The organism is Flavobacterium undicola, assembly GCF_009909155.2.
Classification (GTDB): Bacteria; Bacteroidota; Bacteroidia; order Flavobacteriales; family Flavobacteriaceae; genus Flavobacterium; species Flavobacterium undicola.
In genome coordinates this window covers 1-14960 of the sequence record NZ_JAAAPM020000037.1, presented here as the reverse complement: position 1 = coordinate 14960, position 14960 = coordinate 1, and the positions used below count along the sequence as shown (strand labels likewise).

13 protein-coding genes are annotated in these 14960 nt (G+C 34.5%); all 13 read left to right on the top strand.

Features of this window, described 5'->3' with window-relative positions:
• Positions 1-218: 218 nt before the first annotated feature.
• Entirely contained in the window at positions 219-473 is a 255-nt protein-coding gene (locus GTZ96_RS16105) for a heavy-metal-associated domain-containing protein (RefSeq protein ID WP_161644936.1), read from the top strand.
• Positions 474-597: 124 nt separating this feature from the next.
• Positions 598-930, top strand: coding sequence for an ArsR/SmtB family transcription factor (locus GTZ96_RS16100; protein ID WP_161644935.1), 333 nt, complete (start codon positions 598-600; stop codon positions 928-930).
• A 17-nt stretch (positions 931-947) separates the two neighbouring features.
• Positions 948-1418 (top strand): DUF6428 family protein, encoded by a 471-nt coding sequence (locus GTZ96_RS16095; protein WP_161644934.1) that lies wholly within the window; start codon positions 948-950, stop codon positions 1416-1418.
• 36 nt (positions 1419-1454) lie between these two features.
• Positions 1455-2087, top strand: coding sequence for an arsenate-mycothiol transferase ArsC (locus tag GTZ96_RS16090; RefSeq protein WP_161644933.1), 633 nt, complete (start codon positions 1455-1457; stop codon positions 2085-2087).
• Positions 2088-2089: 2 nt separating this feature from the next.
• Positions 2090-3160: an ACR3 family arsenite efflux transporter gene (arsB, locus tag GTZ96_RS16085; protein WP_161644932.1), complete on the top strand. Its 1071-nt coding sequence runs from the start codon at positions 2090-2092 to the stop codon at positions 3158-3160.
• 333 nt (positions 3161-3493) lie between these two features.
• A complete protein-coding gene (nirB, locus tag GTZ96_RS16080; RefSeq protein WP_161644931.1) occupies positions 3494-6001 on the top strand; it encodes a nitrite reductase large subunit NirB in 2508 nt (835 codons plus the stop codon).
• Positions 6002-6146: 145 nt separating this feature from the next.
• Positions 6147-6524, top strand: a complete 378-nt coding sequence (nirD, locus tag GTZ96_RS16075; RefSeq protein ID WP_161644930.1) for a nitrite reductase small subunit NirD — start codon at positions 6147-6149, stop codon at positions 6522-6524.
• A gap of 34 nt (positions 6525-6558) precedes the next feature.
• Positions 6559-7146, top strand: a complete 588-nt coding sequence (locus GTZ96_RS16070; RefSeq protein ID WP_161644929.1) for a DUF4202 domain-containing protein — start codon at positions 6559-6561, stop codon at positions 7144-7146.
• 12 nt (positions 7147-7158) lie between these two features.
• Complete coding sequence (locus GTZ96_RS16065) at positions 7159-8970, top strand: ATP-binding protein (protein ID WP_161644928.1); 1812 nt, start codon at positions 7159-7161, stop codon at positions 8968-8970.
• A gap of 87 nt (positions 8971-9057) precedes the next feature.
• Positions 9058-9720 carry a response regulator transcription factor gene (locus GTZ96_RS16060; protein WP_161644927.1) on the top strand — a complete coding sequence of 221 codons (663 nt, stop codon included), beginning with the start codon at positions 9058-9060 and terminating at the stop codon, positions 9718-9720.
• A gap of 203 nt (positions 9721-9923) precedes the next feature.
• Positions 9924-11405 (top strand): MFS transporter, encoded by a 1482-nt coding sequence (locus tag GTZ96_RS16055; protein WP_161644926.1) that lies wholly within the window; start codon positions 9924-9926, stop codon positions 11403-11405.
• Between the two features lie 679 nt (positions 11406-12084).
• Positions 12085-13569: an MFS transporter gene (locus GTZ96_RS16050; RefSeq protein WP_161644925.1), complete on the top strand. Its 1485-nt coding sequence runs from the start codon at positions 12085-12087 to the stop codon at positions 13567-13569.
• A 396-nt stretch (positions 13570-13965) separates the two neighbouring features.
• Entirely contained in the window at positions 13966-14829 is an 864-nt protein-coding gene (locus tag GTZ96_RS16045) for a hypothetical protein (RefSeq protein WP_161644924.1), read from the top strand.
• Positions 14830-14960: the final 131 nt, after the last annotated feature.

Sequence of the window (14960 nt, the reverse complement as noted above, 5' to 3'; positions counted from 1 at the left end):
TTTTTTATTTTAGATGTCCCATTCTAAAAAGAGATATAGCTTAAATACAATTCGTGACATTACTATTCAATTATTGATATTGTCATTGAATTATTGTTATTGTAATTGCTCTAGAATTATTACTATTGAGTTATTGTAATTGTGCAGATAAATGTTTAAATTTAACATACAAAAATTATTCAAGCAGTAACAACAGTATTCATTTAAATACATACATCATGAGCTTATTGACAGATAATATTATCCCTGGAGAACACGGTAAAGTTTTTGGAACAAATGCTAATGAAGAAATTGAACTCATTGAGATAAAAAACAGCCTCTTAAAAGTAGACGGCATCACCGAAGTCAGCATCAACAACTCTATTTTCCCTAAAGAATTTACCGTTTTCACTAACAAGGTAATTAGTATTGAAGATGTCGAAAAAGTGGTAAAATCAATTGGCTTTCACGCTATTCCAAAAGAACTAATCTAGCTAATAAAACAGCATAAAAAACTCCTCTTAGAAACTAATGCTTTCTAAGAGGAGTTTTTTTTAACTTAAAATTGGATTAAACTTTCAAAAACATATCGTAATATTGCAATATAAATATATCACGATGGGAATCACTAAAACAGAACATTTCACAGACAAGCAAAACGAATTGGCAACCTTAGCCAAAGCCATTGGTCATCCAGCACGTATTGCCATTATAGAATATCTTATAAAAGTAAACAGTTGTATTTGCGGAGATATTGTAAACGAGCTTCCTCTGGCTCAGCCTACCATTTCTCAACACCTAAAAGAATTAAAAAATGCAGGTTTGATAAAAGGGAATTTTGAAGGTAACGCTATTTGTTATTGTCTTGACGAAAAGGGATTTGAAAAAATAAAACTGTTTTTTAATCACGTAGATAGCTATTTAGAAAACAAAAAAAATCAATGTTGTTAATTTTAAAGTACAAAATCATGAAACTATCAGAAATAAAAACAGTTTTAAGCACATTAGACAATGTGACTTTTGTATTGCCAAACGGAACTTATGTTCCTGAACATTTTCACGTTACTGAAGTAGGTTTAATAACTAAAAACTTTATTGATTGCGGCGGTATTATCAGAAAAGAAACGGTTGTTAATTTTCAATTGTGGAATGCCAATGATTTCGAACACCGCTTAAAACCCAAAAAACTTTTAAATATCATTGCCTTATCTGAGAAAATACTTGGAATAGAAGATTATGAAATAGAAGTAGAATACCAATCGGAAACTATCGGGAAATATGATTTAGGTTTTAACGGAAAAGATTTTACCTTACTCAACAAACAAACCGCTTGTTTAGCCGAAGACGAATGTGGCATCCCACAAGAAAAACAAAAAATAAAATTATCCGAAATTACAACTCAAACCAACTGCTGTACTCCCGGAGGAAGCTGCTGCTAATCTATTCTCTTAAAAAAACTTTAATACAATTAAAAAATGACCTCGACACAAACCAGCGTATTTCCGGAAATCGAAAAAGTAATCAATAATTTTAATTTCGAAAGCATATCCGAAGAACGCAAACTCGTATTACAACCGTTAGTTGATTTTATTCAAACCAAAGCAAACAACAAACAGGAAATAAGACTGAACCTGATTTGCACGCATAATTCCAGAAGAAGTCACTTATCCCAAGTTTGGGCACAAACCGCAGCGGCTTATTACGATATCAAAAATGTATTTTGTTATTCTGGTGGAACCGAAGCAACAGCCTTATTTCCTGTGGCAGCTCAAACCTTAACAAAACAAGGTTTCCAAATTAAAACCATTGCCGAAGGAAACAATCCCATCTATGCGATAAAATATAATGAAAATGCACATCCCATCATTGGTTTTTCTAAAACCTTTGATGCTGATTTCAATCCACAATCGGAATTTGCAGCCATACTAACTTGTTCCAGCGCTGACCAGGGTTGCCCGTTTATTGCAGGTGCAGAAAAACGCATTCCAATTACTTTTGAAGATCCAAAAGCTTTTGATAACACACCACAACAAGCAGAAAAATACGAAGAAAGAAGCATTCAAATTGCTACGGAATTGTTTTATGTATTTTCACAAATAAAAAAATAAGTATGTCAGCAAACCATTGCTCACCAGTAGTTGAACGAAAAAAATTAAGCTTTTTAGACAGCTATCTAACTCTTTGGATATTCTTAGCAATGGCTTTAGGAGTTGCTATTGGAAATTTCATTCCGTCCAGCATGAACTTTATTAATTCATTTTCAAGCGGAACTACTAATATTCCACTAGCTATTGGATTAATATTAATGATGTATCCGCCATTAGCCAAAGTAAAATATGAACAAATGGGCGAAGTATTCAAAAACGTCAAAGTTTTAAGTGCTTCACTAATTTTGAATTGGATCATTGGTCCCATTTTAATGTTTTCCTTAGCACTGCTGTTTCTAAACGGTTATCCTGAATACATGATTGGAGTTATCTTAATCGGTCTGGCAAGATGTATTGCCATGGTTGTCGTTTGGAATGATCTTGCCAATGGAAACAGAGAATATGCCGCTGGACTTATTGCCTTAAACAGTATTTTTCAGGTATTGCTTTATAGTGTGTATGCCTATGTTTTCATCACCATACTTCCTCCTTATTTTGGTTATAACGGATTTGAAGTAAACATTAGCATTGGCCAAATAGCCGAAAGTGTTGGAATCTATTTAGGAATTCCATTTGCTTTAGGAATCATCAGTCGCTATACATTAATTCATCTAAAAGGTGAAGATTGGTTTCAAAATAAATATGTTCCAATTATTTCTCCAATCACATTGATTGCATTACTATTCACTATAATTACCATGTTCAGCCTGAAAGGAGCACTTATTGTTCAAATTCCAATGGACGTAATACGCATAGCAACTCCTTTGGTTATCTATTTCACAGTAATGTTCATAGTAAGTTTCTTTATCGGAAAATATTTTGGTGCCGACTATTCTAAAAGTACCGCGATTGCTTTTACAGCTACAGGAAATAATTTCGAATTAGCCATTGCAGTTGCCATCGGAGTATTTGGCATTAACAGCGGACAGGCTTTTGCGGGTGTCATAGGACCATTGGTAGAAGTACCCGCATTAATAGCATTGGTAAATGTTGCTTTTTGGTTCCAAAAGAAATATTTCACACCACTTAAGTAATCCTACTTAAAAACAGTTTCACACACATACTAAAAACAACAAACTAAGTATCAAAACGCATGTTTTTTTTGATACTTTTTTTTTGCTTTAGTTACAAAAATCTATTTTTATAACACTTTTTTAGACAACACCCCCAAAAAATATGCCCCTAAAAACAAAAACCGACTAAGAATTGATTCGGAATTAAAAAAAACAAACCTCTTTTTTTACATTTTTAAAATTTTAGCCCTCCACTATTCACAATATCTCAATTAACAAGCAAAAATAACAATTAAGCACTTAAAATTAAGTACTAATACGTATATTTGCTTCGTAATACTTAATAATGATATTATGATTAAAATAATTGTAGTCGGAAACGGCATGGTAGGTTTCAAATTTTGTGAAAAATTCGTTTCAAAATCTGGACAAGAAAAATATCAAATTACCGTATTTGGTGAAGAACCGAGACGTGCTTATGACCGTGTTCACCTTAGTGAATACTTTGCAGGAAAAACAGCTGATGATTTGTCAATGTCAACTGCAAACTGGTACGAAGAAAATAATATCATATTAAATACTTCTGAATTAGTTACTGATATTCATAAAGAAAATAAAACGATCACTACTCATTTAGAGAAAACTCACTCTTATGATTATTTGGTTTTAGCTACTGGATCGGCTGCTTTTGTTCCGCCAATTGAAGGAGTAGAAAAAGAAGGTGTTTTTGTTTACAGAACCATCGAAGATCTGGATGCAATTATGGCTTACGCCAAAAAAATAAAACAAAACGGTTCAACTGAAGCTGCTGTACTTGGTGGTGGATTACTTGGACTTGAGGCTGCAAAAGCGGTACGTGATTTAGGTTTAAACCCTCACGTAGTTGAATTTGCACCGCGTTTAATGCCAAGACAATTAGACAAAGGAGCAAGTAACATGCTTCGTTCAAAAATTGAAGAACTAAACATCAAAATACATTTAAGTAAATCTACTCAATACATCGATGGTGACGGTCACATCACTGGAATGATGTTCGAAGAAGAAGAACTTTTAAAAGTGGATATGCTGGTAATCTCAGCAGGTATCAAACCTAGAGACGAACTAGGAAGAGGCGCAGCTCTTGAAGTTGGTGTTCGTGGTGGTGTTGTGGTTAACAACAAAATGCAAACATCTGACCCAAATATCTTCGCTATTGGAGAGGTTGCTTTATACAACCACATGATCTACGGATTAGTAGCTCCTGGTTATGAAATGGCAGATGTTGCAGCTGAGCAAATTATGCAAGGCGAAAAAACCATGAGAGATAGCATCGACATGTCTACTCAATTAAAATTAATTGGAGTTGAAGTAGCTAGTTTTGGTGATCCATTTATCGAACAACAAGAAGGAACTCCAATTGTTTATGAAAACAAACTAAACGGAGTTTACAAAAGAATCAATATTTCTAAAGACGGAAAAGTATTACTAGGAGGGATCTTAGTAGGTGATTCTAGCGATTACAATACTTTATTCCAAATTTACAGCAACGGAATGGCTATTCCTAAAAACCCGGAAGACTTAATTCTAGGTGCAAGAGGTGGTGAATCTTCATCAATGGGAAGCGTAATGGACTTGCCGGATACTGCTGTAATCTGTTCTTGTGAAAATGTAACAAAAGGAAGCATCTGTTGTTCAATTACAGACGGAACCAGCGAAACTTTTTCAGATGTAGTAAAAGCAACTAAAGCAACTTCAGGTTGTGGTGGTTGTAAACCAATGGTGGTTGACTTGGTAAAAGAAGCTCAAAAATCATTAGGAAAAGTAGTAAAAGATGTAGTATGTGAGCACTTTGCTTACAGCCGTCAAGAATTATATGACATTGTAAAAATCAACAAATTCACAAACCACAACGAAGTATTAGGAACAGTAGGAAAAGGAGATGGTTGCGAAATTTGTAAACCGGTTTTATCTTCTATCTTCTCTAGTATCTATAACGACACTGCTAACAAGCACGTTCCGGAACAAGATTCTAACGACAGATACCTGGCTAACATCCAACGTAACGGTACGTACTCAGTTGTACCTAGAGTTACCGGTGGAGAAATCACTGCCGATAAATTAATCGTTCTTGGTGAAGTAGCTAAAAAATACAATTTATATACTAAAATTACAGGTGGTCAACGTATCGATTTATTCGGTGCTCAATTAAACGACCTTCCGGATATTTGGAAATTATTAATCGACAGCGGTTTTGAGAGTGGTCACGCTTACGGTAAATCTTTACGTACAGTAAAAAGTTGCGTAGGTAACACTTGGTGTCGTTACGGAATGGACGACAGTACTACTTTTGCAATCGAATTAGAAAACAGATATAAAGGATTGCGTTCTCCTCACAAAATCAAAGGAGGAGTTTCAGGATGTATCAGAGAATGTGCTGAAGCAAGAGGAAAAGATTTTGGTATCATCGCTGTAGACGGAGGATGGAACTTATACATCTGTGGAAATGGTGGAGCTAACCCAAAACACGCACTTTTATTTGCTGAGCAAGTAGACAAAGAAACTTGTTTCAAATACCTGGATCGTTTCTTAATGTATTACATCCGTACTGCCGGACCGCTAATTCGTACTTCTACCTGGTTAGAAAAATTAGAAGGAGGATTAGATTACTTAAAACAAGTAGTAATCGAAGACAGTTTAGGAATTGCCGAAACTTTAGACAAAGAAATGCAAGGTTTAGTAGACTCTTACGCTTGTGAATGGACAGAAGTTATTGAAAGCCCAGAATTACAAAAACGTTTCAAACATTTCTCAAATTCTGATGACAGAGATGAAAATATCGAATTTGTACCAATGAGAGATCAAATAATGCCACGCCCTTGGTAATCCTCACCTCAGCCTTCTCCAAAAGAGAGGGAACAAAATAAAAAAATAGAATTCATAATTCTTAATAAAAAATCAACTCTTTCCACTCTCGACACCCTCTCCAAAGGAGAGGGTTGGGATGAGGAAAAATTAAAATACGATTCAAATGGAAAATATACTAAGCAAATACGAAAGCGTAACGCCACAAGATGTAACAGTATGGTTCAAAGCAGGTAAAACTTCTGATTTCCCAGCTGATGGAGGAAACTGCATAAAATACAAAGACAAACAAATTGCTGTATTCAATTTCGAAAGAAGAAACGAATGGTATGCTTGTCAAAATTTATGTCCTCACAAAATGGAGATGATTCTTTCAAGAGGAATGATTGGTTCTGCTGATGATATCCCAAAAATTGCTTGCCCAATGCACAAAAAAACATTTTCATTAAAAGACGGAAGCAACTTAAATGGTGATGATTTAAAAATTGCAACATACCCGGTAAAAATTGTTGAAGACGAAGTATTGATTGGGTTTATCGATTAAATATGTATCTTTGGAGCATTAAAAAATACTCCAAATGACTACAACGCCATTCCAACAAGCAAGCCAATGGATCGATGCTGAAAACGCACAAGATCCAAACATAGAAATACACGAATCCATAAGTTTTCCTAAAGAACTATTATACTCTAATAGAATGTATGAAAGACTTATGGATTTTTTTCCTAATGCCCCTGAAGAAGTTCAAATTGCCTCTAAAGCACAACACATTTGTCGCTGGAAAATAGCCAGAGAATCCTACCCAATGGATCGCGTAGGCTATTTAAAATGGCGCGAAGACTTAAAAAAATTCCACGCTAAACTTACTGCCGAAATATTAGAAAAAGCAGGATACAGCACTGAATTTATCGCCAGAGTTTCTTTTTTAATCGAAAAAAAATTACTTAAAAAAGACGAAGGAACACAATTACTGGAAGATGTAATTTGTTTGGTCTTTTTAGAATTCTACTTAGACCCTTTCGTACACAAACACGATACCGAAAAGCTAAAAAATATCATCCTGAAAACCTGGAATAAAATGTCGGAAAAAGGACATCAGGCAGCCTTACAAATCAACTATAGCCCTGAAAATCTCCAATTGATAAAGGACTCTCTCGGATTGTAATTTGATCACATTATGACAAAAGAAGCCAAAGCGTTTTCTGAAAATCTTAATTTTAAAAAATTAAAGCAAATGTATCTGTTTGCTTTAATTACTATTGCTATTACAGTTCTTCTAAGTCAATTGCTGATTCAGCACAATATCAACAGTCAGATAAATGATTCGCGATTAATTAATATTTCCGGAAAACAGCGAATGCTGAGCCAAAAGTTAGCCAAAGAAATTCTTATATTAAACTCATTTTCAGACGATTCAAACGAAAAAGAAAATGTTTCGAATATAAAAAAAACACTGGGACTTTGGAAATTCACCCATTTGGCTTTAGAAAAAGGGAACGACAGTCTTAATTTTCCCGAAACTAAAAGCCAGCATCTTTTAGAATTATTCAATGCAGTAAAGCCGAATGTTGACTATATTGATAACGCTACCAAAAAATACCTGATTGATCGGGACAAACACGTTTCGCAAACTATAAGTCAACAAGAGGTTCAAGGTATACTGGACAACGTAGCCCTATTTGTCACTAAGATGAATATGATTGTGAGTCAATATGAGTATGAAGCCTTAGAAAAAGTAACGAAACAACGTAACATCGAATACGGAATTTTAAGCTTTACCTTGCTGATTTTATTTTTAGAATTCCTTTTTATCTTTAAACCTACCAATAAGAAAATTGAAATTCTAATCTCTAAGTTATTATCTTCTGAAAGAAGAGCCATCAAACTGGCACGCGACACCGAAGCCATTAGTGTCATCAAAGAAAATTCAGTAAAAGAATTGAAATCGCTGAATTTTGCGATGGAAAATACCCTGTTGTATTGCCGAATCAGTCCTCAGGGAAAAATCATCCACATGGGGGATAAATTTGCTAAATTACTGCAATACAACGCCTCTTTTGACGCCGATAAAAGTTTCTCTAAAGCCTTAACAGCTGTAGAAAAAGAGCAATTAGAAATTGACCGAATCATTGCTGACAAACAACGAAGTGGCTGGCAGGGAGAATTAAACACTACCACTAGAAACGGTGATCCGCTATGGCTGGATATGTCGATGATTCCTGTTAGAATTAGAAAACAAGAATCGGAAATACTTGTTATTTGTTTCAACATCAGTATTCGTAAAAAAGCCGAAATTGAAATCGAACGATTGAATCGGGAGAATACGATAGAAAAAATCAATCAGCAAAAAATTATTTCGAGTCGAATAGTTGAAAACCAGGAAAATGAGCAAAACCGAATTGCGAGAGAAATTCACGATGGTATTGGCCAAATGCTTACCGGATTGAAATTTAGTCTGGAAAGCATCAATTTAGACGACAAAGAAAAATCGGCTCAAAAAATTGAATACCTTAAAAAATTATCGTTAGATATTATCAAAGGAGTTCGTACCGCGACTTTTAACCTGATGCCGCCGGAATTAACGGATCATGGTATTGTTTCTTCGATAGCCAAACTAACTTTAGAACTCACCAAACTAACAGGGAAAAACATTCAATTTTACAATAAAACCGATTTTGATCAGCGTTTGGATTCCCTAATCGAAATTAACATTTATCGCTTGACGCAAGAAGCCATCAACAATGCGATAAAATATGCCGAGTCTTCCCATATCATTGTCCAACTTTCGCATAGTAATAAAATACTAAGTATTAACGTCGATGATAACGGAAAAGGCTTTGACATTGCAACGGTAGAGAAAAAGAGAAATAGCGAATCAGGTATGGGATTATTGTTCATGAAGGAGCGTATACAGTACATTAACGGACGAGCTTTTATCAATTCAATTCCGGGTGAAGGAACCCGAATTACTTTTAATATTCCGATATAATTTTCAAAAAAAATACGTAAAAAATACGTATATTGCGCAGGTTTAGATTAAGTACGTAAATTTTATATTCTTAAAAACAAGTAAGTTATGAGCCAAACGATTCGAGTTGTCCTAGCAGATGATCATTTTTTTGTAAGAGATGGGATAAAATCACTTTTAGAAAGCGAAAAAAACATAGTTGTAGTAGGAGAAGCAACCGATGGACTAGAAGCATTAGAAGTAGTAACCGCGACTAAACCAGACTTATTAATTGTTGACATCAGAATGCCACATCATACTGGTATTGAAGTGGTGGAAAAACTTAGAGATCAAAACAATCCCGTAAAGATTATTGTGCTTTCAATGCACGAATCAGAAGAATATGTTTTAAAATCAATCAAAGCCGGTGCCGATGGTTACTTACTAAAAGGATCCAGTAAAGAAGAATTTTTAAAAGCTTTGCACTCTGTGGCTAATGGTGGTAAATATTTCACTGGAGATATCTCTTCGATTCTTATCAATCAGTTAACCAGCACTGCTACTTCTTCTTTAGAACCAAAACCATCACTTTCCGAAGATTTAACTATTACTAAGAGAGAAAAAGAAATCCTTACGCTTTTATTATCCGGAAAAGGAAACAAAGAAATTGCCGAAGCATTAGAGATTAGCAAACGTACTGCCGAAGTACACCGTTTTAACTTAATGAAAAAACTAAAAGTAAAAAACCTGATGGAGCTTTCTAACAAGGCTACTGAATATTCGTTAATATAACCAAAACCAAATTTAGAGGATTTCTAATCCTTTTATCTAAAATCCTATTTTTTAGTTTCGACTGAAAAATAGGATTTTTTTATACCTAAACTTTTCACTAAAAAACATTAACTGCGAAAAAGCAAACAAAAAAATGCGTAAAACTACTTATTTTTATGCGTAAAATACGTAATTATACTTATATTTGTCAAAAAATAAGTCTGATGAAAAATACCGTTTCCCTAAGCCAATCACACAAAATTTTATTTTTAAACACTGTCGCATTCACCATCTGTTTTGCCTGTTGGACCTTAAATGGTGTATTAGTAACCTATTTGGTAGACAAAGGCATTTTTAACTGGAGCGTGGTACAGGTGGGATGGTTACTGGGAATTCCTATTCTTACCGGAGCCGTAATGCGCTTACCCTTAGGAATTTTAACGGATCGATTTGGCGGTAAATACGTATTCTCATTCTTGCTTCTTCTCTGCTCTATTCCGCTATTTTTACTTTCATTCGCCAATAGTTTTATGATGTTTGCTATTCTAAGTTTTTTCTTTGGAATGGTCGGAACCAGTTTTGCTGTGGGCATTGGTTATACATCAGTTTGGTATCCCAAAGAATGGCAAGGTAGAGCCTTAGGTATTTTTGGAATGGGAAATGCCGGTGCTGCCATAACTACCTTTGTAGCGCCTTCATTATTAAATCAATTTTCTATTGACGATCCTGAAAACGGCTGGAAATTACTACCTATTGTTTATGGGGTGGTATTGTTTAGCATGGGGATTATTTTTTTAATTTTTGCTAAAAATAAAAAACTGGAAACAGCCAAACGAACCATGCCTCAGATGTTAGGCACCTTAAAAAGTATGCGTGTTTGGCGATTTGGAACTTACTATTTTTTAGTATTTGGAAGTTTTGTAGCTTTCTCACAATGGTTATTACCAAATTTCATGAATGTATACCAAACCAGCTTAGTTATGGGCGGTATGTTTGCCACTATGTTCAGCTTGCCTTCTGGCGTGATTCGTGCTTTTGGAGGCTATTTGTCGGATAAATTTGGTGCCCGAACAGTAATGTATTACGTTTTGAGTTCATCAGTAATACTAAGTACTTTACTCATGATTCCTAAAATGGAGATTACTACGACCGGACCCGGAGTTATGGCTAGTAAAAAAGGAGTGGTAACTGCTTTATCGCCATCAAATGTGCGCATAGACAAACAAGATATTCCTATTAACTCAAAACCTGAAACCACAGATAACGGAAGCATTTTTCCGAAAAAATCATCCTGGCAGAAAATTATTGTCACTCAAAACCAACTTGTCAATAAAAAAGAATTGATAGCCAAAGGAATTACCCGTATCGAATTTGATGCTAATATGTGGGTTTACCTTACATTGATTATCCTTATTGGAATTGCATGGGGTATTGGTACTGCGGCGGTGTACAAACACATTCCTGAATATTTCCCAACCGAAATAGGTATTGTAGGTGGAATGGTTGGATTTTTAGGCGGACTGGGCGGTTTCTTTGGCCCTATTATCTTTAGTTATTTGCTAACAGTTACAGGAATATGGTCTAGTTCATGGTTGTTCATCCTTTTGTTTTCAAGTCTTTGTTTAATTTGGATGCACTATACTATTAGTAAAATCATGAATGAAAAGCAACCTATATTGGCTAAAACAATAGACCGTAAAAACTAAATTAAGCAGTTTGTTTTGTCCTTAGCTTCCTAATTCGGGATTATTGGATTATTTGAAACAAGAAACACAATCACAAAAAGAGCCATAGGCTCGTAACATATTGTAACAACGGATTTTTAATCCGTTGAAAATAGGTGATAATGCATGAAGAAGTTCCGTAGGAACGACCCATTTTTTTAAAATCTGTCTTTTGTTATGGATTAGGTTAATATAAATGAATCGTCCGCTACAGCGGACTCTTTCCTATCCTATTTTTGTTTTCAACGGATTAAAATCCGTTGCTACAAAATAAATCGTCCGCTACGGCGGACTTTATACCGAACAACAAATACAATTTAATCCAATCGTTATCATGTATTTAAGGCCTCCCGAAATTTCGGGAGTATGGGACTATTTTGAAATAATAAACGGTATAACACAAAAAACAACATTTTTCAAACCTATTTTCAAGCTATTAGAAACCTTCTAACAGCTTTTTTTATGCTAAAACTACACTACACTTACTTATTTCTTTAAAATATTTAAAAAAAATTCACAGCCCGAAACCCGCACAAACAAAGAGACTACGTAAAATACGTATAAAAATACGTACTAATACTTAATTATTTTCACAAAACTGCGTTTTCGCAACTTTTTAGCCGATTACACTACCTAAATTTGTATAAAAAATATAAGTATTATGAAAAGCACAAACTCATTATCGAAATCGCACCGAATGTTATTTCTCAATACATTGGCTTTCACAGTATGCTTTGCTTGCTGGACATTAAATGGTGTGTTAGTAACTTATTTAGTAGACAAAGGTATTTATAACTGGAGTGTGGTACAAGTAGGATGGTTACTTGGAATTCCTATTTTGACAGGATCTATAATGCGTTTACCTATCGGAATTTTAACTGATAAATATGGAGGTAAATATGTATTTTCACTTTTATTACTATTATGTTCAATTCCGTTGTTTCTTCTTCCATTAGCGGATAGCTTTTTCATGTTTGCCCTTTTGAGTTTTTTATTCGGAATGGTGGGAACTGGTTTTGCGGTAGGTATTGGATACACCTCCATATTTTATCCAAAAGAATGGCAAGGTAGAGCCTTAGGTATTTTCGGAATGGGAAATGCCGGAGCTGCAATCACTACTTTTATTGCCCCTTCTCTATTGAATCATTTTTCTATCGAAGATCCGGAAAATGGATGGAAATTATTGCCTGTAATCTACGGAGCTGCTCTATTAATCATTGGTGCTATCTTCTTAATATTTGCTGAAAACAAAAAATTAGAAAAATCGACTAAAACAATTCCGCAAATGCTTTCTACTCTTAAAAACGTTCGCGTTTGGCGTTTTGGAGCTTACTACTTCTTAGTATTTGGATGTTTTGTAGCTTACTCTCAATGGTTGTTACCTAATTTCATGAACGTGTACCAAACGAGTTTAGTTATGGGAGGTATGTTTGCCACTATGTTTAGCTTGCCATCAGGTGTAATTCGTGCCTTTGGAGGTTATTTATCTGATAAATACGGCGCTAGAAAAGTAATGTACTGGGTACTGGGTTCATCAGTATTATTAAGTGCTTTGTTGATGGTTCCAAAAATGGAAATTACTACAGCAGGATCAGGAATCATGGCTAAAAAAGCAGGTGTAATTACCCAAGTTTCGCCAACCAATATTAAAGTAGGAGAAGTAGATATTCCTGTGGTTGCCAAAAAAGAAATCACTACTGATGGATCTAATATTTTCCCAACTAAAACATCTTGGCAAGAAGTAATTGTTACTGAAAACCAAGAAGTAGCTAAAAAAGAATTATTAGCTAAAGGAATCACCAAAATTAATTTTGACGCTAACATGTGGGTTTACCTGGTTTTAGTAATCTTAATTGGTATTTCATGGGGAATTGGAAAAGCAGCCGTTTACAAACACATTCCTGAATATTTCCCTACCGAAGTAGGTGTTGTAGGTGGAATGGTAGGATTGCTGGGAGGACTAGGTGGATTCTTTGGACCTATCATCTTTAGTTACTTATTGACTGCCTCTGGAATCTGGTCAAGCTCTTGGATATTTATATTAATATTCTCTATAATCTGTCTGGTTTGGATGCACATCACAGTTACTAATATGATGAACAAAAACCAACCTGCACTAGCTAAAGAAATAGATACTAAAAGCTAAATTCTAGCTACTCTATACTAAAAACCTCCCTTTCGTTTGAATTTCAAATGAAAGGGAGGTTTTTCTTTATGGCGTGCCCCTACTTCCACTGCGTTCCAGTAGCGTCAGGCTTTCGGCACTCGCTCTTTGTGTTGCGCTACGCTTCACACAAAGGAGCTCAAACAAAGCCTTAATCCTTCACGCAAACCCAACTGTTATCAATTAATCTACTTTTAAAATTGCCATTGATTTTTTGAAATTGTAATTTGACATTATTTGTAAGAATATTTTAATACATTTGATAAAAATAAAATCTGATTGCCGTCAGACCTATCCACCCAAAATTGGGGTGATAAGTCTGATTTTATCAGACCTATATACAAGTTAGCAACCATTATAACAAAAAACTGCGGAAATATGGAAAATTTAGAAAAATTGACAAAAATTGACCTAAATTTAAATAATATTAATGAAATTGATAGGCTTCTCAATCAAATTGGTCCTTTGCCAATTATGCGTACTGAATATCATAAAGGAAAAATTTTTGATAGAGCAGTAAGAATTAAAGATGATGAAGACGACTTTAATACAAGGTGTAGACTATCATACGCACCTATGGAATTCAATACAAAATATCTTCGAGCGAGTACACCTGAAAACACAATGTTTTATGGTTCTGTTCTTAAAGATAATTTTACTCTTGATGATCACGCACATACTAGAATAACAGCCTGTTGCGAAACTAGTGAATTGCTAAGAGACAATACTATCAAAAAAGGAGAAAGACTAATGATTATTGGAACTTGGGAAGTTCAAGAACTTATTACATTAGCAACTATTTTTGACCCAACCCAAGAATATAATATTGACTATTTAGAAGAAATTAAAAATAGTTATATAATTTTTCTCAAAAAATATCCAGAATTAGAAACCAAAGGAATTGAATACCTAAAATTCTTAGCCAAAGAATTTTCTAAAGATGTAAAAGATGGACAAAATCACGAATATCATATTTCATCTATATTTTCAACTATAATTTCTAATACTGGAGTTGATGGAGTTCTGTACCCAAGCGTAAGGGCAGCAGGATTAGGTCTATGTGTTGCCATTCAACCTAGAGTTTTAAATAAACTTAAATTAATAGGAGTTAGAAAGTGTATTATAAAAAAGGAAAATGGTCAAACAATTATTACTTATTTAAAAGCTTGTGATGTTGAGGATGATTCTAAACCATTTAAGCTTTTAGAAATTGAAGAGTATTTAAAATTAAAAAGAAAATAACGGTTGCTAACAGTTAGAGTTTCGTTGCGTGCGCAGCACGAACAATGAAACTCGTGTTGAACGGAACCGATTACACATCCGTCACACTATGGAGTTATCGTAAAATAAATTTGTAGATTTTCAAGAGGATT

Bases quoted from the DNA above. Each gene is read 5' to 3' on its own strand.
- GTZ96_RS16090 (WP_161644933.1), top strand. From the start codon at position 1,455: ATGACCTCGACACAAACCAGCGTATTTCCGGAAATCGAAAAAGTAATC.
- GTZ96_RS16105 (WP_161644936.1), top strand. From the start codon at position 219: ATGAGCTTATTGACAGATAATATTATCCCTGGAGAACACGGTAAAGTT.
- arsB (WP_161644932.1), top strand. From the start codon at position 2,090: ATGTCAGCAAACCATTGCTCACCAGTAGTTGAACGAAAAAAATTAAGC.
- nirB (WP_161644931.1), top strand. From the start codon at position 3,494: ATGATTAAAATAATTGTAGTCGGAAACGGCATGGTAGGTTTCAAATTT.
- GTZ96_RS16060 (WP_161644927.1), top strand. From the start codon at position 9,058: ATGAGCCAAACGATTCGAGTTGTCCTAGCAGATGATCATTTTTTTGTA.
- GTZ96_RS16070 (WP_161644929.1), top strand. From the start codon at position 6,559: ATGACTACAACGCCATTCCAACAAGCAAGCCAATGGATCGATGCTGAA.
- GTZ96_RS16050 (WP_161644925.1), top strand. From the start codon at position 12,085: ATGAAAAGCACAAACTCATTATCGAAATCGCACCGAATGTTATTTCTC.
- GTZ96_RS16100 (WP_161644935.1), top strand. From the start codon at position 598: ATGGGAATCACTAAAACAGAACATTTCACAGACAAGCAAAACGAATTG.
- nirD (WP_161644930.1), top strand. From the start codon at position 6,147: ATGGAAAATATACTAAGCAAATACGAAAGCGTAACGCCACAAGATGTA.
- GTZ96_RS16045 (WP_161644924.1), top strand. From the start codon at position 13,966: ATGGAAAATTTAGAAAAATTGACAAAAATTGACCTAAATTTAAATAAT.
- GTZ96_RS16065 (WP_161644928.1), top strand. From the start codon at position 7,159: ATGACAAAAGAAGCCAAAGCGTTTTCTGAAAATCTTAATTTTAAAAAA.
- GTZ96_RS16055 (WP_161644926.1), top strand. From the start codon at position 9,924: ATGAAAAATACCGTTTCCCTAAGCCAATCACACAAAATTTTATTTTTA.
- GTZ96_RS16095 (WP_161644934.1), top strand. From the start codon at position 948: ATGAAACTATCAGAAATAAAAACAGTTTTAAGCACATTAGACAATGTG.